At 34.6% G+C, this 20,198-nt stretch carries 17 protein-coding genes; 4 read left to right on the forward strand and 13 right to left on the reverse strand.

Going from position 1 to position 20,198, the window contains the following annotated elements:
- Positions 1 to 32: 32 nt before the first annotated feature.
- From EQG68_RS14195 to EQG68_RS14225, 7 genes are all read right to left on the reverse strand, one after another.
- Positions 33 to 2,540, reverse strand: coding sequence for a PIG-L family deacetylase (locus EQG68_RS14195; protein WP_129465551.1), 2,508 nt, complete (start codon positions 2,538 to 2,540; stop codon positions 33 to 35).
- Positions 2,541 to 2,654: 114 nt separating this feature from the next.
- Positions 2,655 to 4,484 carry a BamA/TamA family outer membrane protein gene (locus EQG68_RS14200; RefSeq protein WP_129465552.1) on the reverse strand — a complete coding sequence of 610 codons (1,830 nt, stop codon included), beginning with the start codon at positions 4,482 to 4,484 and terminating at the stop codon, positions 2,655 to 2,657.
- 55 nt (positions 4,485 to 4,539) lie between these two features.
- Positions 4,540 to 5,070 carry a mechanosensitive ion channel domain-containing protein gene (locus EQG68_RS14205; protein WP_129465553.1) on the reverse strand — a complete coding sequence of 177 codons (531 nt, stop codon included), beginning with the start codon at positions 5,068 to 5,070 and terminating at the stop codon, positions 4,540 to 4,542.
- 11 nt (positions 5,071 to 5,081) lie between these two features.
- Positions 5,082 to 5,663: a Maf-like protein gene (locus tag EQG68_RS14210; protein WP_129465554.1), complete on the reverse strand. Its 582-nt coding sequence runs from the start codon at positions 5,661 to 5,663 to the stop codon at positions 5,082 to 5,084.
- Entirely contained in the window at positions 5,656 to 6,588 is a 933-nt protein-coding gene (locus tag EQG68_RS14215) for a geranylgeranylglycerol-phosphate geranylgeranyltransferase (RefSeq protein ID WP_129465555.1), read from the reverse strand. Before EQG68_RS14215 ends, EQG68_RS14210 begins: the two co-directional genes overlap by 8 nt.
- Before the next feature lie 174 nt (positions 6,589 to 6,762).
- Positions 6,763 to 7,290 (reverse strand): KdsC family phosphatase, encoded by a 528-nt coding sequence (locus EQG68_RS14220; RefSeq protein WP_129465556.1) that lies wholly within the window; start codon positions 7,288 to 7,290, stop codon positions 6,763 to 6,765.
- Positions 7,274 to 8,035: a Rossmann-like and DUF2520 domain-containing protein gene (locus EQG68_RS14225; RefSeq protein ID WP_129465557.1), complete on the reverse strand. Its 762-nt coding sequence runs from the start codon at positions 8,033 to 8,035 to the stop codon at positions 7,274 to 7,276. The genes EQG68_RS14220 and EQG68_RS14225 overlap by 17 nt, the downstream gene beginning before the upstream one ends.
- A gap of 151 nt (positions 8,036 to 8,186) precedes the next feature.
- Between EQG68_RS14225 and ccsA the strand changes: the two genes are divergently transcribed.
- On the forward strand, positions 8,187 to 11,336 hold the full coding sequence (gene ccsA, locus EQG68_RS14230) for a cytochrome c biogenesis protein (protein ID WP_129465558.1): 3,150 nt from the start codon (positions 8,187 to 8,189) through the stop codon (positions 11,334 to 11,336).
- A gap of 73 nt (positions 11,337 to 11,409) precedes the next feature.
- Positions 11,410 to 11,991, forward strand: a complete 582-nt coding sequence (locus EQG68_RS14235; RefSeq protein WP_129465559.1) for a glutathione peroxidase — start codon at positions 11,410 to 11,412, stop codon at positions 11,989 to 11,991.
- A gap of 94 nt (positions 11,992 to 12,085) precedes the next feature.
- On the opposite strand, the gene EQG68_RS14240 is transcribed toward EQG68_RS14235, so the two are convergent.
- Positions 12,086 to 12,592 (reverse strand): GNAT family N-acetyltransferase, encoded by a 507-nt coding sequence (locus tag EQG68_RS14240; RefSeq protein WP_129465560.1) that lies wholly within the window; start codon positions 12,590 to 12,592, stop codon positions 12,086 to 12,088.
- 129 nt (positions 12,593 to 12,721) lie between these two features.
- Here EQG68_RS14240 and menD point away from each other — a divergent pair, with 129 nt between their 5' ends.
- Positions 12,722 to 14,383, forward strand: coding sequence for a 2-succinyl-5-enolpyruvyl-6-hydroxy-3-cyclohexene-1-carboxylic-acid synthase (gene menD / locus EQG68_RS14245; protein WP_129465561.1), 1,662 nt, complete (start codon positions 12,722 to 12,724; stop codon positions 14,381 to 14,383).
- Between the two features lie 56 nt (positions 14,384 to 14,439).
- On the opposite strand, the gene EQG68_RS14250 is transcribed toward menD, so the two are convergent.
- The 5 genes from EQG68_RS14250 to porX all read right to left on the reverse strand — a co-directional run bounded on the left by EQG68_RS14250 (position 14,440) and on the right by porX (position 18,811).
- Positions 14,440 to 14,880: a GNAT family N-acetyltransferase gene (locus EQG68_RS14250; protein ID WP_129465562.1), complete on the reverse strand. Its 441-nt coding sequence runs from the start codon at positions 14,878 to 14,880 to the stop codon at positions 14,440 to 14,442.
- Positions 14,881 to 14,884: 4 nt separating this feature from the next.
- Positions 14,885 to 15,268, reverse strand: a complete 384-nt coding sequence (locus EQG68_RS14255; protein WP_129465563.1) for a DUF4258 domain-containing protein — start codon at positions 15,266 to 15,268, stop codon at positions 14,885 to 14,887.
- Between the two features lie 38 nt (positions 15,269 to 15,306).
- Entirely contained in the window at positions 15,307 to 16,500 is a 1,194-nt protein-coding gene (locus EQG68_RS14260) for an alanine dehydrogenase (RefSeq protein ID WP_129465564.1), read from the reverse strand.
- A 260-nt stretch (positions 16,501 to 16,760) separates the two neighbouring features.
- A complete protein-coding gene (gene tsaE / locus EQG68_RS14265; protein ID WP_129465565.1) occupies positions 16,761 to 17,165 on the reverse strand; it encodes a tRNA (adenosine(37)-N6)-threonylcarbamoyltransferase complex ATPase subunit type 1 TsaE in 405 nt (134 codons plus the stop codon).
- 92 nt (positions 17,166 to 17,257) lie between these two features.
- Positions 17,258 to 18,811, reverse strand: a complete 1,554-nt coding sequence (gene porX, locus EQG68_RS14270) for a T9SS response regulator signal transducer PorX (RefSeq protein WP_129465566.1) — start codon at positions 18,809 to 18,811, stop codon at positions 17,258 to 17,260.
- 124 nt (positions 18,812 to 18,935) lie between these two features.
- Here porX and EQG68_RS14275 point away from each other — a divergent pair, with 124 nt between their 5' ends.
- Positions 18,936 to 20,180: an HD domain-containing protein gene (locus EQG68_RS14275; protein WP_129465575.1), complete on the forward strand. Its 1,245-nt coding sequence runs from the start codon at positions 18,936 to 18,938 to the stop codon at positions 20,178 to 20,180.
- Positions 20,181 to 20,198 lie beyond the last annotated feature (18 nt).

A 20,198-nucleotide genomic window follows, 5' to 3' on the forward strand; every position in this document is an offset into this window, starting at 1 on the left:
TTTATAGCTATTTTTTTATCTTCTTTCATGTACTAATTTGTTTTTGTTCCGATTGAAATCAGGTTTGCAAATAACCGGTAGGCACCTGCAACTCCTGCAGGAAGTTCTCTAAAGAAGCTTAATCCTGTATATATGTAATGTCCTTTACCGTATTGAGCTACCAATAATCCTCCATTTTTTGGTTTTTCGTCTTTGTCGTTAGATGATAATATAGGTGTAAAGGTTGCGTCCCATTCATTCGGATAATACAAGCCTTGTTCTTGCACCCAACCTTTAAAATCATTGGAGGTTATTTTATTTGGAAAATTTAGTATTTTATGATTTGGTGCTAAGAATCGCACTTCAGCATCTTCTTCTGTTACCCTATCTCTGGAAATTTTTAATGATAAAGGAGCTAGTTCTTTCACTTTCATTTTTCCGGTAGTGTTGTATTGCACTATCATTGTATTGCCGTTTTTGACAAAATCAAATAAAATTTGTTGTTTAAAAGCTAATTCATCCACTGTATTGTAAGCTCTAATACCCAAAATTACGACTTGAAAGGTTGCCAAATTTTCGGATGTAATTTCCTCCGGGTTAATGACACTCACTTCATATCCCATTTGCGTCAAATAAAGGGGTATTTCATCACCGGCACCCATGATATAGGCGATTTTTTCATTTGTCGTAACGATGTCTAATTTATTGAATTTAGCTTCAGAATTGACTAAAACTTGTTGTTGGGCAATGTGCTCATATTGAATAGTAATTTGTTCTTTGTCTAATTTTTCATCCTCAACAACCACATAGCTAGAAGCAGTAATCTCACTTGAATTTTTTGGAGGCGTTACTTCAAAATACACAGTCTTTTCACCCCCTTTTTTATTAATTTGAAAAGGAATGGATTCCGGCGAAACTTTCCACCCCTCGGCAGTTACGAGGAACGCATTTCCAATAATATTATCTTTTCCGGCTTTGATTTTTACACCAACTGTTTTGCTTTTATCCGAATTAAAAATTTTAACTTTGTCTAAAATCGATGAAGTAGCAACAGGTACAACATCAAAAGGTTTGTATACTTCACCTTTCACTTCATCATTGTATTTGTAGATTACTTCTCTTTCGAAAGGAATGACAACACCATTTATTTCCACCATAAAAGTAACCGAAATGGTTCGGATTATGTCAGGAATTCCAACGTTTTCCTGATTAGATACGGCATACATTCCAACAGTCCCTTGCTCTTTTAACCAATAGGGAGCTGTATAAGCTTGGTTTTTATCAAGCAATAATTCCAACTCAACAAAATGGGGTTGATTATTTTCTAAAGGTGTGGAGGAAAAGGTTGCTTGGGATATTGGTTTGGAATTAATTCCATTCAAAACCATTCTTTGAGCACTGCGGTTGATGGCCTCCAATTTTACTTTTAGTGTGCTTCCGGGGGTTGAACTTTGTGATTCTGCTACGGCTTCTAAAAATAAACCGGCACAACCTGCAATGATTTTTTTTATTTCCTCCGTTTTGATTTTTTTCCAATGTTCATTCTCTAATTTTTGAATCAATGAATAAGCTTCTAGTAATGTTGGAATACTTGCAGAAGGGTTTTTAAAATCAAAATTCTTCTCAATTTGTGTAATTAAACTTCCAATTGGAGCACCGCCTTTTACGCGATTCCATGAAGTATCAATGCCTTCAAAAATATTTTGTTTGTCTTTGGCTGATTCACCTTTAATCAATTCTAAATATTCAATTTCATCGCCTCTTGAACCCGTGCTGCCAAATCCTTGTGATTGATGACGACTTCTGCTCAACGCAGCAATTTCCTGATTTGACTTTCCAATAGACGGATAATAAACACCCATGTCAAAATTATTCAATTTACTTTTGTCCGCCTTGTCAAATTTATCTTTTCCGCCGTAAAACCACCACGAAGTATTAAAAAATAATCGTTTAGGTTGCCAAAGGGATGTATATCTTAATTGTTCTGGATAAAAAGAAGAATCATTTACTTTATCAAATAATTCAATGGAAAGCATGGCCGAAGAGGTGTGATGACCGTGAGTGGTGCCCGGTGAACGATGGTCAAATCGATTGATAATGACATCCGGTTTAAATTTGCGAATGATGTATACCATATCCTCTAACACTTGGTTTTTATTCCAAATTTTAAGTGTTTCATCAGGGACTTTGGAAAAACCAAAATCATTGGCTCGCGTAAAAAATTGCTCTCCGCCGTCAATTTTTCTGGCTTCTATTAATTCTTGTGTTCGAATGACTCCCAACAATTCCCGTAATTCGGTTCCGATTAGATTTTGACCCCCATCCCCACGTGTAATTGACAAATAGCCGGTTCTTGCTTTGACATGATTCGCCATATAAGAAATTAACCGCGTGTTTTCATCGTCCGGATGGGCAGCAACATATAGTACAGAACCTAGGAAATTTAGTTTTTGAATTTGATGATAAATTTCAACTGAAGAAGGTTTTTGTGGCTGTTGAGCCAGTAAAGTAGAGGATAAAAGTAAAAAGTATAAAAAGGAGCAATATTTTTTTAAACCCATTGAAAGCACAATTTTCAGTAAAAGTCAAATATAGTGAATTAAATAAGTTGATTTTTTAATTAGAATTTCTTTAACAGTTATTCCATTTAATTTGTTAAAATAACAGATAGTATTTTATTCATATAAAACAGTTTTTGGTTTATTGATTTCAAAATCCAAATAGCCAAAATCACTCGTTTTATAAGTATTTGATTTAAAAATATTTTCTCCTTGATTCGGAATTCTAGGATAATAAGCAAAAGAAATTTGAAACGAATTAAACACTAAATAATCGTTGGTAATAATAACTCCAAAACCTAATTTAGAATAGCCTGAGCTTATGCTGAAATCGCGTTTAGAATCAGCTAAAAACGCTAAAGAGTAATTTAGAAACGGACTAAAACGAAAGCCAGCCCATTGCCATGGAGAATAGCTTTGACTTTGAAATGAAAAGAGCATTTTTCGGGTTCCAAGAAATTTTGGATCATTGAAACCATTGATTCCGTTTGATTCATTGATGGAAATTCTATCGCCAACCGACTCTAATCGATGACTACCGAGGATGACATCGCTTTTAAAAAATTGCCGTACTTTCCATTTTCCTAATTCAATTAAAGGCGTAAAATAATTGATTTGCAAAACAAAAGCAGTTTGTTGATTTTTTTTATCTTTAAAAAAACTTCCATATTCGTAATTCGTACTAAAATAGCCCCATTTAAAATAATTACCTAATGTAGCTTTGATGCCAAAATATAGTCTGTTTTCAAAATTTTTGTTTTGAACACCTCCCGTAATACCATAGTATTTTCCGATTGGAATATCTTCAGCAATTGCGAAATTGAAAACATATTCATCCTGAACGAATTTTCGGGAAGAGAGTCCAATCCCGGTAAGCCAAAATGATTCACTGGAAAAGAAGTCAACTGCATCAAATTCTGAAGCGATGTCTTTTAAATAATTTACTTTATAATATCGCAAAGTAGTAACTAAATTGGTGTTTTTTCGGTCATTAAACTCATCACTTTTTATTCGAAAGGAATGTCCGGCCCATAAATCAATCGTATTGTATTTAAAAGTTTGAAGTGAATATTGAAAGGAAGAAGATGGTAGACTATCTTTTCGTAACCGATTCTCCACAAATGCTCCACCGGCCCATCGGGTGAAGGGAGAGAAAAATTTACGTTCTACGCGAATGCTTTTTGAATAATTGTTTTCTAAATCAATTTGATAATTTAAATCAGTTTGGATATAGGTGTTTTTTATATTCGGAACTACATAACGAGTAGAAAATGCTCTTCTTTTGTCATTTAAATCGTGTTGGTATTGATTATCCCAAAGATGACCCGAGCCTAAAAAATTTCGTTCGGTAAGTTCATAAGTTGCTTTGTTTGGAGTGATGTTTGCATTCGGAATCAAACTCCAAGAATCTAAAACAACAACAGTAACATCAACACTATCAGCATTTTTACCGGCTAATTCTGCCGTAATATCAACTCGTCTAACAAAACGTTGGCTTCTTACTAAACGTGCAGTTTCAAGAATTAGTAAACTGTCATAAGGTTGATTTTGTTTAAGTAAAAGCACATTGCGAATAGCAAAATTTCTACTTTTCATGTGGACTGCATTACCAGCTTTTTCGCTAAATCGTTTGGGTTTTTTGGTAGTATCAATTTCAGAATATCCAAACGGGTCCAGCGTTTTAATGGTGATTTTGCGAATGATTTTATTTTCGTAAATGACGTGTTTTTTTGCTATCGATTCTACTTTATCAGGATGAGTAGGCTTAACATCGGTTGATTTAAAAATAAGCTTGTGCACGAATTTCGTGAACTTATTTTTTTTTGAATAATTTTCAATCTTTTTATATCCGATAGCTGCAGAATCAGTTTTGGTTTTATTATCCTGAGCATAGGAAATAAAACAAATCCAAAGGAAAAGAAACAAATAAAAGTATTTTTGAGTCATAGCTTACTGATTCGAAGATAACGCAAAAAAGTTTACTTGTGTTATAAAGGGAAAGTTAATCCGTAAACTCTTTTTCTTCTGAAGGAAATTTTAAAACTGAAACACCTTTTTGTAACAGTAAACTATTAGGATAAGTAATAAGTTCTCCTTCTTTGGTTTTCAAGTAAGTATGAAATCCTCTGATGTCTTCAATTTCTGCTTCTAGAGGAAAATCTTTGTCGTGAATTCGAATGGTATCCCCAATTTTGAATGGGGCTGAAAAGAATAAAATGATCCCTGATGTTACATTACTCAAAATAGACCATTGGGCAAACATTGCCACACCAATTACGGCAAAAACAGAAGAAAAGACAAGAATTACATTTTGAGGTTTTACCCCCCAAATAATAAAGATAGCGATAACCGCAATCGTACCTAAAAGAATATTAAAATATTTAATCACCAAATTAGAGCGGTGTTCAAGTGTTTGACTGATTTTTGCAAACCGACGCACAATTTTTGCTGTGATGATTCGGGCGATAAAAAAGAACAACAAAACAATTCCTGTTGCAATTTCCTCTTTGATATATAGTTTTAGGAATTCCATAGTTTATTAATTTATAAATTCATTAGTTTTTGATACACCAAATGCATTGGCATTCCCACCACATTCGTATAAGAACCTTCTATTTTACTAATGCCAATATAACCAATCCATTCTTGAATGGCATAACTACCGGCTTTGTCGAAAGGTTTGTAATTGGTTAAATAATAACGAATGGCTTCATCGGTAAGTTCCTGAAAAGTCACTTTAGTTATTTCATGAAATGTTTCAGTAGTTGTATTGGTTTTAAAACAAACAGAGGTAATTACTTCATGAGTGGAATTCGATAACGATTTCAACATGGTAAAAGCATCATTTTCGTCTTTTGGCTTACCCAAACATTGGTTGTTGTGCCAAACGATAGTGTCGCTGGTAACTACAATTTCGTCTGATTTCAGTTCTCCTTCAAAGGCATTGGCTTTTAATTCGGCCAGGTAATTGGTTATTTCTTCTGCTTGAAAGTGAGGTGGATAAATTTCTTCCACTTCCTTCAACCGAATTTCAAAATCAATGTCTAATTCCTTAAAAAATTGTTGCCTTCTGGGTGAACCCGAAGCTAAAATGATTTTATACGATTTAAGTTTTTCTCTAAGCATTGGTGTTGATTTTGATGTTGTAGGTAATCACGGCAATGGATAAAATCCCAAAGAAAATAACCCATTTTAAAATTGTACTCAGGTGATGAAAATCAGAGACAGATTTTGCATTCCAACTTTTAATAAGTACATACATAAGAGGGCCAAGTACCAAGAAAAGGACATACAATACGGCATAATACAAATCAAAACTCATTAAATGTTTATTGGTATACCAGAGTACAATCGCAACAGCAATTGCAACTAATCCGAACACAATTTTTGCCGTTCTGTTCACACCAAATACAATAGGAAGTGTTTGCATACCTTGGTTGTAATCACCTTTACTGTCTTCTGCATCTTTGATGATTTCACGAATTAGATTCAATACAAATGCAAAAACAGCATAATCAGTTAGTATTTTAAACAGCAAACCCATTTTTTCCCGATTGCCGTCATAAGTGGCCGGATATAAATCAAATACACCAATAATTAAAACACTTAAACCAAGAATAAAAGCAACTAAAATATTTCCTAACAGCAACATTTTTTTCAACGTGGTGGCATAAAAATAGAGTGAAGCAGCAATAAATATAAATATTGTTGCAAAACTTGGTTTTTGAATTACATTGGAAAGATAAAATCCAATAGACACCCCAATAATATTTAAACCAACATAAATATTGTATGCTCTTGATTCTGAAATGGCTTTTCCAACAATCACTTTTTCAGGACGATTGATGGTATCGGTTTCTTGATCAAAAATATCATTAATGACATATCCTGCAGCGGCTAATAAAACGGTGGATAAAACCAATAAAAAATATTGCCAATCAGCTAATGCCAAATAACCGTCTTGTTGATTTAAAAAACCGTAACGGAAAATGATTTGCATTAGAGCAAGTAGTAATAGATTTTTGTATCGTATTAATTGTAGATATATCATCTTTTTGATTCAGTTATTTTTTTTAATAATAATACTTTTTGTGCTACTTTGTAGGAGATTGCTTCGCCAGTTCGCTATCGCTCGTGTCCTCTTTCGACTTCGTCCTCTTTCGGAATGACAAAAAGCGGTGCGTAGCTCGCATCCCGAAACCCGCAACTTTTCAACCCGCAACTTCTAATCATGCTTCCCATTGTAATACAAATGCCATTTATCTTGTACTTTCATCACTTGTTCGATGACTTCACGAACGGCACCTTTTCCACCGTTTTTGTGTGAAATATAGTTTGAAATGGCTTTGATTTCCGGACTTGCATCTTGCGGACAAGTAGGTAGTCCGACCAGTTTCATAACATGATAATCCGGAATGTCGTCACCCATGTACAAAACCTGACTGGGATTTATGTTGTAAATGGCACAGTATTCTTGAAAAGTTTTCACTTTATCCGGAGAACCTAAGTAGATGTCTTTAATGCCTAAATTTTTGAGTCGAATTCGAACACCTTCATTGCTTCCGCCGGAAATGATACAGACATGATAACCACTTTCAACAGCGGCTTTCATGGCAAAGCCATCTCTAATGTTCATGATGCGAAGCATTTCTCCGGATGGTGTAATGTGCACACTACTGTCGGTTAACACACCGTCCACATCAAAAATAAAAGTGGTAATGTCATGCATTAATTCTTTATAGCTTTTTGCCATCGTCAATAATTGATTTAGTGATTAGTTTATAAATGTCTTTTTGATTTTCATCAGTCAAAAAATTCAAATGCGAATTTATAGTTGCCGTATCGTTCCTTTTTGCCGGACCGGTTTGTGCATTTTCAGGTGTTAATTGAATGATTTTTTGAGCGGTTTCCTGAATTAAAGGCTTCAATAAATCAAATGAAAGTTGGTTTTCTTTACAAATATCATTTCCAATTTTGAATAAATGATTCACAAAATTACATACAAAAACAGCCGCCACATGAAGTGCTTTTCGTTGTTCTGATGAAATAAATTGCACCACAGTTGAAACGGATTCAGACACAGTTTGGATTATTTTAAAATCATCTTCTTTTTCTGCTTCCAAACAAATCGGAATTTCTTTAAAATCAACCGTTTTATTTTTTGTAAAAGTTTGCAAAGGATATAAAACACCTCGTCGATTTTTGGCATCTAAAATTTCCATCGGCATGCTGCCTGACGTGTGAACGACCAATCGATTTTCAAAGGGAAGTTTACTGGAAACAGTAGCAATTGCATTATCCGAAACGGCTATAATATAAATATCTGCCACTTTTATTTCATCATAATTAGAAACAATTTTATCCGAAGAAATCAATTGTAAAATACTTTCTTTTTGCCTCGAAAAAACCTGAACAAGCTCAATTTCATCACTTTGCAAAAAAGCAGTAATCAAATGTTGAGCTACATTTCCGGAACCGATAAGGACAATTGAAATCATGCGTCAAAAATAAGAAAAACACCAGCGATTTCCGATTAAAATTAAAGAGAATAAAAACCTACTTAAACTTCCCTTAAAAATTCCATAAAAATCAGTAAGTTTCTTTCTTTTATAAGTATTTTTGTGCTTTCAAAAATTACCCTTCTTAAAAATGGACAAAAAAATACTTTCCTTCCTTTTTTCCACGCGTTTAATGGCTTTTTTATTTATTGCTTTTGCAGCAGCTATGGCGGCCGGAACTTTTATTGAGAGTTATTATAACACGGATACGGCCCGAATTTGGATTTATAATGCATGGTGGTTTGAAGTGATTATGTTCTTTTTTATGCTTAATTTTTTTGGAAACATTAAGCGGTATCAACTTTGGAAAAAGGAAAAATGGGCAACGTTACTGCTGCATTTTTCATTTATTTTCATTTTAGTTGGAGCGTTTATCACACGATACATCAGTTATGAAGGGATGATGCCTATTCGCGAAGGTGCAGCCGAAAAACGATTTTATTCCGATAAAACCTATCTGACCATTTTTGCCGATGGTAATTACAAAGGTGAAATCAAGCGAAAAACCATCGAAAAGCCACTGATTTTGTCCCAAGCAGCCGATAATAGTTTTTCAATCAACGATAAGTTTGACACAAAACCTTACACCATTCGCTATAAAAATTTTATCATGAACGCTACCGAAACCATCAAACCCGATGAAAGTGGCGAAACCTATTTAAAATTAGTAGAGTCGAGTGGGGGAACACGTCATGAACATCACTTAAAAGAAGGTGAAGTGCAAAGTTTACACGGAATCCTCTTTGCCTATAACAAAGAAACCGACGGAGCAATTAACATTATGCACGACGGGGATTCCTTTTTTATCAAATCTACCTTTGGTGGTGACTTTATGCGAATGGCCGATCAAATGAAAGGATTGGTAGTAAAAGATTCTGTTCAACCGTTAATGTTTCGCTCATTGTATAACATTGCCGGTGCTCAATTTGTATTGCCTGAAGCTCCTGTAAAAGGGAAAAAAGAATATATTTCGAATAACGATTGGAAAGATATGATGACTGATGATGCTTTAGTATTGGAGGTCGAAGCAAATGGTGAAACAAAAGAAGTAACATTAGTAGGTTCCAAAGGAAAACAAGGAATTCCGCAAACCGTTAAAATGGGTGATTTAGACATCACATTGATGTTCGGAAGTAAAATTTATGAATTACCGTTCAGCATTCAATTGAATGATTTTATTGCCAAGCGTTATCCCGGAACCATCAATAGTTATTCCGCTTTCGAGAGTAAAGTCACTGTTTTGGATGGCGACAAGAAGCAGGATGCTCATATTTTTATGAATAATATTTTAGATTACAAAGGCTACCGATTTTTCCAGGCACAATTTGACGAAGATGAAAAAGGAACAATCCTTTCTGTTAATCACGATTTTTGGGGAACTTGGATAACTTATATTGGTTATTTTTTGCTTTACATTGCTATGATGGCCATTTTATTTGATAAAAATACGCGTTTTCACGACCTTAAAATGAAGTTGGAAAAAGTGAAAAATAAGAAAGCTTCATTGTTATCAATATTATTTTTACTTTTTTCAACATTTGGTTTTTCTCAAGAAGCAAGTGAAAACCCAAACCATAATCACCAAAGACCATCACTAGCTGAAGTGGAGAAGTTTCTGGAAACCACAATTCCTACTCCGGAACATGCCGCTAAATTTGGTCGTTTAGTGATACAAGATGCCGGTGGAAGAATGAAACCGGTGAATACTTTTTCTTCAGAATTACTTCGTAAAGTCAGTAAAAGTGATCATTACAAAGGCTACACTTCCGATCAGGTTTTCCTATCGATGTCGCAAACACCCAATGCGTGGTTTGAAATTCCGTTGGTTTATTTAAAACGTGGAAATGATAGTATCCGAAACATTTTAGGTGTTGAAAAGGATGCCAAATTTGCTCCTTTTATTCGTTTTTTTGATGAAAAAGGAAATTATAAATTGTCTCCCTTTTTAGATGACGCTTACAAAGCGGCTATTCCAAATCAATTCCAAAAGGATTTTATTGAAGTAGATAAAAAAGTAGTTTTGTTGAATTCTGCCTTGAGTGGAAGTATTCTCCGAATTTTCCCTATTCCAAATGATCCAAATAATAAATGGATTTCCTATTTGGAATTAGACGAATATGAAGATACTGAACTTAAAAATTTAAAAAATATTCTTCCAGCTTACATGCAGATTTTAGCAGAAGCCAGCCGAACACAAGATTATAAAATGGCGGATGATATTATTGGCGGTATGGAGAAATTTCAAATGAAATACGGTAGCGAAGTACGACCATCAGACAATAAAATAGATTCTGAAATTATGTATAACAAGTACGATATTTTCAAACGTCTCTTTTATTTGTATATGCTAGCCGGGGTATTGATGTTGATTTTTAGCATCATCCAAATTTTTAAATCATCCAAATTTTTAAATTACACTGTTAATGCCTTTCATATTCTAATCGGGCTTTTCTTTGTCTTGCATACGCTAGGTTTAATTGCTCGATGGTATATTTCTGGACATGCTCCGTGGAGTGACGCTTATGAAAGTATGATTTATGTCGCTTGGGCTACGATGTTTTTCGGATTGGCATTTGACAGAAAATCGAAATTAACCATTGCCTCGGGAGCTTTTGTTGCTTCCATGATTTTGATGATTGCACATTGGAATTGGATGGATCCATCGATTGCCAACTTACAACCGGTTTTAAATTCCTATTGGTTGATGATTCACGTGGCGGTGATTGTGGCCAGTTACGGACCTTTTACATTGGGAATGATTTTGGGAATTGTAGCATTGCTGTTGATTCTTTTGACCAATGATAAGAACAAAGAAAAAATGAAGTTAAACATTCAAGAGATAACCTATATCAATGAAATGGCGTTAACGATTGGATTGGTCATGCTTACCATTGGAAACTTTTTAGGAGGACAATGGGCTAATGAAAGCTGGGGTCGCTACTGGGGTTGGGACCCAAAAGAAACCTGGGCTTTAATTAGTATCATGGTGTATGCGTTTGTGATTCATGCCCGATTTGTTCCCTCGTTACGCGGAACTTGGGTGTTTAATTTGATGAGTATTTTCGCTTTCTATTCGATTATGATGACGTATTTTGGTGTGAATTTTTACCTAACCGGATTGCATTCGTATGCGAGTGGTGATAAAGTAGTCACGCCAAGTTTTGTGTATATCTCGGTAGCAGTGATGATTGTATTAGGAATAGCTTCTTATTTTCAATACAAAAAATACTATAAAAAATAGTTTAGCAGCTTTTTATGATTTGTTTAGGAGAGTCATCTTTCCTAAAATTGTAAATTTGAAACAAAATATCACTATGAAAGCATCTTTTTTAATCATTTTTTCTTGTTTTATGTTGATGAGCTGTCAAAATCACGCTCAAAACAAAAAAGAAAATACAAGTACATCAAACACAATGAAACAATCAATTTATTCATTTAAAGTTGAAGATTTAGAAGGAAAAGAATTTGATTTTGCTTCCTTGAAAGGTAAAAAAATCATGGTGGTCAACACGGCTTCCAAGTGTGGATTGACGCCACAATACAAAGATCTTCAGGCATTGTTTGAAGAATACAAAGACAAAGGTTTGGTAATCATCGGTTTTCCCGCCAATGATTTTATGAAACAAGAGCCGGGAACCAATGAAGAAATCGGAGCTTTTTGTCAAAAAAATTACGGAGTAACTTTCCCAATGATGAGTAAAATTTCTGTAAAAGGAAAAGAAATGCATCCGCTTTATCAGTTTTTAACCCAAAAAGCTCAAAACGGTTTGCAGGATAGTGATGTGGAATGGAATTTTCAGAAATACCTTTTAAACGAAAAAGGAGAATTAGAAAAAGTCATCAGTCCGAGAACTAGTCCAAAGGACAAAGAAATAATAGATTGGTTAGCGAGTTAGATAAACTTGAAGACCAAATTGAATAGGAACACAGATTAGAAAAATCAGAAAAATTTTTAAAATTTTATAGATTTCTTTCATCTGTGTTCTTCGTTTATGTATTTTCCTCTAATATCAGTTGCACAAAAACCGAATCCAACCAACGATTAAACTTAAAACCGGATTCTTTTATAATTCCCACCTTTTTAAATCCATACTTTTCATGAAAGAGAATACTCTCTGTATTTTCAGCATCAATCACGCCAATCATTGTGTGTAAACCTTGTTTTTTGGCTAATTCGATTAACGATTGAAGTAACTTTCCACCCACACCTTTTCCTTTAAATTCATTCGAAACATAAACGGAATGTTCTACCGTAAACCGATATGCATCGCGAAAGCGAAATTCACCATACATACCAAATCCGGCTATTTTGCCATCCATTTCTGCCACAATCACCGGAAAATGTTTGGCTGTTTTTTCTTTTAATAAATCACTTTGCTTGGCTAAACTTCTGGGTTCATAATCATACAGCGAAGTGGAATGCAAAATATTATCGTTAATAATGTCCAAAATAGCCGTTACATCAGCTTCTGCATAAGGTCGAATTTGTATTGTCATTTGTTGAAAAGTATGTTCAAATATAACAAAACTTTAATCGTTGCAACAAGCTTTTTTCGATGTTAAAATAATAACTTTGTTTGTTGCTTCAAGTGTTTTTTTGTTGCAATTAATTTTCATCAGAAAAAAATGATTTATCCCAAAATAGCGTTAGCCCAAAGCATCATTGAAATTTGTCATGCCAAAGGTATTCAACACATTGTCATTGCCCCCGGTTCGCGAAATGCACCATTAACCATTGGCTTTACGGCCAATCCGTATTTTACGTGTTACAGCATTGCCGACGAGCGTTGTGCCGCTTTTTTTGCACTAGGAATTGCTCAGCAAATCGGTAAACCGGTTGTAGTGATTTGTACTTCCGGTTCGGCAGTATTAAATTTTTATCCGGCTGTAGCTGAAGCTTTTTACAGCATGATTCCGTTGGTCATCATTTCTGCCGACCGACCCAAAGCAATGGTGGATATTGGCGACGGACAAACCATTCGTCAGGAAAATGTGTTGGCCAATCATACCCATTTTAATGCCAATTTAACCGAAATGGCTTCGGAAGAAAATGATTTTTTAATCAACGAAGCGTTTAATAAAGCTTTTTCAAAATCGGGTCCCACGCATATTAATGCTCCGTTTGAAGAACCTTTGTATGAAACCATCTCTGTGCCAACTGTTGATACTATGATTTCCACGTTTGGGAAAGTATATAAAACTATTCCGTTTGAAGATATTATTGCCTCTACAAACATTTGGAATACGGCTCGAAAAAAAATGGTTTTGGTTGGTACACTCAATCCAAATGAATTAGATGTATCAATTATCAATCATTTGGCTAATGATCCTTCGGTTGTTGTGATGACGGAAACAACTTCAAATTTGCATCATGCATCGTTTTTAAACAATATCGATGCTATTATCACCCCGTTTTCAATAGAAGATTTCGAAGATTTTCAACCGGATATTGTATTGACTTTCGGTGGAATGATTGTATCAAAACGAATAAAAGCTTTTTTACGAAGTTATCCTCCAACACACCATTGGCATGTAGATAGGCTTAGGGCTTACAATACATTTGGAAGCTTGACCTATCATTTTGAAGTCAACCCAAATGATTTTTTTAATCAGTTTTTGCCCTATACAAAATATATCCAAAGTAATTACCACGATTTAGGATTACGAATTAAAACATTGCGGAAAGAGAAGCATACAACGTATATGAACCGTTTGTCGTTTTGTGATTTCAAAGCATTTGAACTAATCGTAAATCATTTACCAGAATACCTTCATTTACAAGTAGGAAACAGTTCATCTATCCGCTACTTACAACTGTTTGATTTGCCAAATAAAGTCGAAGTCTTTTGTAATCGAGGAACAAGCGGTATTGATGGAAGTACATCAACTGCGATTGGAGCTGCTTTGGCCTCTGAAAAGGACACTTTATTAATTACGGGTGATGTGAGTTTCTTTTATGACAGTAATGCATTGTGGAACAATTACATCCCCAAAAATTTTAAAATTATTATCATTAATAATGGAGGAGGAGGCATCTTTCGCATTTTGCCCGGTCATGAAGAAAATGAAACGTTTCATACCTATTTTGAAACAGCTCATTGTTTAACAGCTGAACAATTAGCGACAATGTTTCGTTTTGGGTATCGAAAAGCGAGTTCGATAGAAACAGTAGAGAAGGAGTTAAAAGTATTTTTTGCTGAATCAGAAGTACCACAGATTTTGGAAATATTTACACCAACCTATGAAAATGATATGCTGTTGAAAGAGTATTTTAGGAGGCTGAACTAAAAACAGTATTCTTGATTCTTATTTTGTTTTACTTCGAATTTAAGAAATAAAAAAAATTATTGTAGAAATATTTTACAAACAAACTTTTTATGTGTGTTTGGAAATCCTTCCCGTTCATAAAAAGCATGAGCTTTTTCACGCTTAAAACTTGATGTAACTTCAAGTTGGAGGATATTTTTTTCTTTGGCAATTTTTTTTAATTCATCAAGTAATTGTTTGCCAATTTGTTTACTTCTATATTGTTCAAGAACAAACATTTCCTGAATTTCGCCCACTAAACCACCATGATGAATGAGGTTTTGCACATGACAACTGATAAATCCAACCGGGATTTGGTTGATTTCGGCCAATAGAAAAATATGTTTAGGATTGGAAAGATTTTCGAGAAAAATGGCTTGTTGAGAAGCTTTTGGAAAAACGAAGTCTTCCAAAGCGTTGATAAATTGATAAACGGCCTCAAAATCGGTTTCGGAAACGGGACGAATGAGGCAATTCATAGGACTATTTTTTGATGGATTTTAATACTGCTTTATTTTCAAAATTAAGCACTTCTATGAAGATGGGAATCTGTTTTACTGTTTTTCCTTCAATCACGTATAGTTTAGCCGCACCAACTTTTACATTACTTTGACTAAAATCGATATCGCCGTGGGTTAATGTGTTTTTGATGTCAACCGTATCAATCCAAGTTTCTGCCAATACGGCTGATGCTTCTTCGGAATAGTGAAAAGGTTTGGTTCGAATGTCTTTTAGTACACGGCAATTGGGTAAATAACAGAATGTTACGCCTCTCGATTCTGCTTTTGCTCCTAAAAAGTAAACTAGGAATATCACCCCGATTAATAAACCGAACAGAAAAAAAGCAAGCCTTTGATAGAATTTCATCACTAAGTTTTAAGATAACAAAAGTACGAACAAATTCGCTAAAACACAATCAAATTAATATCGCTGTTGGGCAAATCAAACCAATCTCCAATGGATTTACTGGTCAAAATTCCGTGGTAAAAATAAAGTCCGTTTTTCAGTCCACGGTTGCAACGAATAGCACTTTCCACACCACCGTCTTCGGCAATCTGAATTAAATAAGGTGTCAAAATATTACTGATAGAGAGTGATGCGGTTTTGGAATACCGCGATGGAATATTCGGTACGCAATAATGAATAACATTGTTTTTGATAAATGTCGGTTTTTCGTGCGTAGTGATTTCTGAGGTTTCAAAACAGCCACCGGTATCAATGCTCACATCCACAATTACGGCTCCTTTTTTCATGTGTTCCACCATGGTTTCGGTCACCACAACCGGCGTGCGGTTTTGTCCACGCATGGCTCCAATCGCCACATCGCAACGGCGTAAGGCTTTTAATAAACCTTTTGGTTGAATGGTAGAGGTAAAAATCGGATGTTTTAAATTGTTTTGCAAACGACGCAGTTTGGTGATGGAGTTGTCAAACACTTTTACGTTGGCACCCAAACCAAGTGCAGTTTTAGCAGCAAATTCACCTACTGTTCCGGCACCAATAATTACCACATCAGTAGGAGCAACGCCGGTAATATTACCAAATAACAAACCTTTTCCAAATTGGTTGTTAATCATTAATTCGGCTGCGATTAAAATGGAGGCAGTTCCGGCAATTTCACTCAACGATTTCACAGCAGGGTAGGAACCATCGTCATCTTTGATGAATTCAAACGCAAAAGCGGTGATTTTTTTCTTGGCTAATTTTTCGAAATATTCCTTTTTTCGGGTTTTTAATTGAATGGCAGAAATGATAATGGTGTTGGGATTAATCATTTCGATTTCTGCAGAAGTGGGTGGTTCGACCTTCAGAATCATCGGACAGCTAAAAACTTTCTTGGGGTCTTGGGTGATTTCTGCTCCGGCATCTGAATATTCTTTGTCGGTATAACTCGCACTTTCTCCGGCTCCTGCTTCCAATAAGACGCGATGACCATGTGATACCAATGAATTGACAGCATCCGGTGTTAAGCAAATTCTTCGTTCCTGATAAGAAGTTTCTTTGGGAATTCCGATGAACAACTCGCTTTTGTGTCGTGCGACTTCCAATTTTTCTTCCTGAGGAAGCAATTGTTGTTTAGAAAAGGGTGTAAGCGGCATAAATGATGCTAAAAATTAATGGTCTAAGTTAACAATTATTTTGGAAATAGAAATAGTTTTTTTTGTTTCAGGTTTTAGGTATCAAGTTTCAGGTTGATTTGTGCTTTGAAGAATATTTAGTACTTATTAATCTGTTGCAATCTATTACAGCGAAGCTGTTAAAATCTGCGTGAATCTGCGTTTTGCGAAGCAAATCCGTTCAATCCGTGTTCTATTTTAAAGTTTCAAGTTTGATGTTTCAAGTTGAAACTAATTATAAATCAGCTTAAAATTAATTTACGATCGCCATTTTCCATTATTTCAATCGTAATCACACTATGTTTTTTAGGAATGAGATTTGGAATTTTTTCTGCCCACTCAATAAAACACCAATGACCGGAATAGAGGTAATCTTCAATTCCGAAATCAAGGGCTTCCGTTTCGTTTTTCAAACGGTACATGTCGAAATGGTAGACTAATCCATCGTGTGCTTCATATTCATTCACCAATGAAAAAGTAGGGCTGGAGGTTGGGTTTTCAACTCCTAATGCTTTGGCTAAAGCCTTGATAAATGTAGTTTTTCCGGCTCCCATTTGGCCGTTAAAAAGCATGACTTTTTCAGGATTGGATGATGCTATTTTTTGTGCGATGATTTCTATTTCGCTTAAATTGAATTGGTATTGCATTTTGCTTTTAAGTATTAAACACGCTGAATTAATGTCTTAGTAAATGCAAAATTAGCATTTTTCAACTAACAATCGAAAACCGACAACCGTTGCTACCTCGGATTAAACACCAAAAAAGGTACAATCATTTCTTCCAACGAAATACCGCCGTGTTGATAGGAATTTCGATAATAACTCACGTAGTGGTTATAATTGTTAACGTAGGCTAGAAATAAATCATTTTTGGCAAAAATAAAAGAGCTGCTCATGTTGATGGACGGTAAACCAATTTTTTTCGGGTCTTTCACGGCATACACATCTTTGTCTTCGTAGGTCAAACTGCGTCCGGTTTTGTAACGCAAGTTCAAACTTGTGTTTTTATCGCCAATTACTTTGGATGGATTTTTAACGTTAATCGTACCGTGGTCGGTGGTTAAGATAAGTTTAAAACCCATTTGTTGAGCCATTTGAATCATTTCCAACAAAGGCGAATTTTTAAACCAACTTAGTGTTAATGAACGATACGCTTTGTCATTTGAAGCTAATTCTTTCACCACTTCCATTTCTGTTTTAGCATGCGATAACATATCCACAAAATTGTAAACGATAGTGGTTAAATCATTGTTTTTTAGTCCTTTAAAATTATCGACTAGTTTTTTACCGTCTTTAAAGTTGGTGATTTTATAGTATTCACTTTTTATGTTGAGGCCTAATCGTTTTAATTGAGCTTCTAAAAATTCACCTTCGTAAAGGTTTTTTCCACCGTCTTCCACATCATTTCGCCAATATTGCGGAAATTGTTTTTCCATTTCCAACGGTGTTAAACCGGAGAAAATTGCATTTCTTGCATATTGCGTAGCGGTGGGAAGCATGGCATAATAAGCCGTTTCTTTTTCCGTTTTGTAATGATTATTTACCACACTTTCAAACGCTTTCCATTGGTCATAACGCAAATTATCAATCACAACAAACAAAATGGGTTTGTCTTTTTTTACGATTTCCGGCACAACATATTCACGGAATAATTTGTGTGACAAAACCGGCTTGTCAGCTTTTTCATCAAACCATTTTTCGTAATTTTTTTCAATAAATTTCCCGAATTGTGTATTTGCTTCCACTTTTTGCGATTCTAAGATGGAAATCAAGCCTTGGTCTTCGATATTTTCTAATTCAATTTCCCAGAAAATTAGTTTTTTATACAATTCCGCCCAATCTTCAAAAGAATTTACCATCGCTAAATCCATAGCGATTTTCCGGAATTCTTTTTGATAATCCAGCGTAGTTTTTTCAGTAATTAAACGTGAATGGTCTAGATTTTTCTTTAATGCCAACAGAATTTGGTTCGGGTTAACCGGTTTTATCAAATAATCGGCAATTTTAGAACCAATGGCTTCTTCCATGATATGTTCTTCCTCGCTTTTGGTAATCATAATCACCGGTACTGATGATTTTTTTTCTTTCATTTCCGAAAGCGTTTCCAAACCGCTCATTCCGGGCATGTTTTCATCTAAAAAAACAATATCAAACTGGTTTTCTTCAAAGATATCCACCGCATCACGACCATTATTGCAAGTGGTCACTGCATAATTTTTGTTTTCTAAAAAGAGAATATGTGGTTTAAGTAAATCAATTTCATCATCTACCCAAAGAATTTTTATTTTGTCCATAAAGGTTTTTTTTAATTGGTGCAATTTAACAATTATCGAACGCTGGAAGTATTAAAGTTATTGTAAAAATTTGATGAATTATACAAAATCAAAATCAGTATATTTGCAATCCAATTCAAACTTTGTGAGTCGAACCAATAAATTAAAAATTTTTAACGATCCAATTTACGGATTCATTACAATTCCGAATGAATTGGTTTTTGATTTAATTCAGCATCCTTACTTTCAGCGATTGCGTAGAATTTCTCAAATGGGAATGTCGTACTTGGTTTATCCCGGAGCACATCATACGCGTTTTCATCATGCTTTAGGTGCCATGCATTTGATGCAGAAAGCGGTTAAAGTATTGCGTTTCAAAGGAATTTCGATTTCACATGAAGAAGAAACAGCACTCTATATTGCTATTCTTTTGCATGATATTGGGCACGGACCTTTTTCGCATGCGTTAGAACAAAGTATCGTTGAAAATGTTCATCACGAAGAAATTTCTCTTTTGTTTATGCATCGACTGAATGAGGAATTTGAGGGGAAACTAAGCTTAGCCATTCAGGTTTTTAAAGGGGAATACCCTCGTAAATTTATGCTTCAATTGATTTCAAGTCAGTTGGATATGGATCGAATGGATTATTTAAAACGAGACAGTTTTTATTCGGGTGTAGCTGAAGGAAATATTAATTCAGACCGACTCATTCAGATGCTTCATGTTATTGATGATGTTTTGGTTGTGGAAGAAAAAGCGATTTATTCCATCGAAAAATTCTTAATGGCAAGACGTTTAATGTATTGGCAAGCTTACTTGCATAAAACAAGTTTGGTGGCCGAATTGATTTTAACCAAAGCATTAAAAAGAGCCAAAGAACTTACTCAAAAAGGAATTGTTTTGGAGGCTTCAAAATCTCTTTCATTTTTCTTGAATCATAAAATAGAAAGAGAGGATTTTACAAATGAAGTATTAGAAAAATTTTCCCAATTAGATGATTTTGATATCATTTGTGCATTGAAAGCATGGCAAATACACGAAGATTTTGTACTCAGCACTTTGAGTAAAATGATAATTAATAGAGATTTACTGAAAATTAAAGTAAGTAACGATAAATTTGATAAAGCAATATTGTTAGCTTACAAGCAACAATTGCTAGCTGATTTTCCTGTCACCATGTCAGAAACGGATTATTTTGTATTTAAAGGAAAAATAAAGACTTTAGGATACAATAAGGAGTCGCAACCCATTAAAATTGTTAAAAAGGACAGGACAGTGGAGGATGTTGTAATTTCTTCTGATCAACTTAATTCGAAAGCTTTCTCTAAACCGGTAACAAAGTTCTATATTTGTTTTCCAAAAGTACTCGAAGAAATTAACAAATTTTAGGTAGTTTTTTATATTTTT

The sequence above is a fragment of the Flavobacterium piscinae genome, from assembly GCF_004122145.1.
GTDB lineage: Bacteria > Bacteroidota > Bacteroidia > Flavobacteriales > Flavobacteriaceae > Flavobacterium > Flavobacterium piscinae.

Excerpts from the sequence above, each read along its gene's own strand:
- EQG68_RS14195 (WP_129465551.1), bottom strand. The coding sequence starts at position 2,540 with ATGGGTTTAAAAAAATATTGCTCCTTTTTATACTTTTTACTTTTATCC.
- EQG68_RS14200 (WP_129465552.1), bottom strand. The coding sequence starts at position 4,484 with ATGACTCAAAAATACTTTTATTTGTTTCTTTTCCTTTGGATTTGTTTT.
- EQG68_RS14205 (WP_129465553.1), bottom strand. The coding sequence starts at position 5,070 with ATGGAATTCCTAAAACTATATATCAAAGAGGAAATTGCAACAGGAATT.
- EQG68_RS14210 (WP_129465554.1), bottom strand. The coding sequence starts at position 5,663 with ATGCTTAGAGAAAAACTTAAATCGTATAAAATCATTTTAGCTTCGGGT.
- EQG68_RS14215 (WP_129465555.1), bottom strand. The coding sequence starts at position 6,588 with ATGATATATCTACAATTAATACGATACAAAAATCTATTACTACTTGCT.
- EQG68_RS14220 (WP_129465556.1), bottom strand. The coding sequence starts at position 7,290 with ATGGCAAAAAGCTATAAAGAATTAATGCATGACATTACCACTTTTATT.
- EQG68_RS14225 (WP_129465557.1), bottom strand. The coding sequence starts at position 8,035 with ATGATTTCAATTGTCCTTATCGGTTCCGGAAATGTAGCTCAACATTTG.
- ccsA (WP_129465558.1), top strand. The coding sequence starts at position 8,187 with ATGGACAAAAAAATACTTTCCTTCCTTTTTTCCACGCGTTTAATGGCT.
- EQG68_RS14235 (WP_129465559.1), top strand. The coding sequence starts at position 11,410 with ATGAAAGCATCTTTTTTAATCATTTTTTCTTGTTTTATGTTGATGAGC.
- EQG68_RS14240 (WP_129465560.1), bottom strand. The coding sequence starts at position 12,592 with ATGACAATACAAATTCGACCTTATGCAGAAGCTGATGTAACGGCTATT.
- menD (WP_129465561.1), top strand. The coding sequence starts at position 12,722 with ATGATTTATCCCAAAATAGCGTTAGCCCAAAGCATCATTGAAATTTGT.
- EQG68_RS14250 (WP_129465562.1), bottom strand. The coding sequence starts at position 14,880 with ATGAATTGCCTCATTCGTCCCGTTTCCGAAACCGATTTTGAGGCCGTT.
- EQG68_RS14255 (WP_129465563.1), bottom strand. The coding sequence starts at position 15,268 with ATGAAATTCTATCAAAGGCTTGCTTTTTTTCTGTTCGGTTTATTAATC.
- EQG68_RS14260 (WP_129465564.1), bottom strand. The coding sequence starts at position 16,500 with ATGCCGCTTACACCCTTTTCTAAACAACAATTGCTTCCTCAGGAAGAA.
- tsaE (WP_129465565.1), bottom strand. The coding sequence starts at position 17,165 with ATGCAATACCAATTCAATTTAAGCGAAATAGAAATCATCGCACAAAAA.
- porX (WP_129465566.1), bottom strand. The coding sequence starts at position 18,811 with ATGGACAAAATAAAAATTCTTTGGGTAGATGATGAAATTGATTTACTT.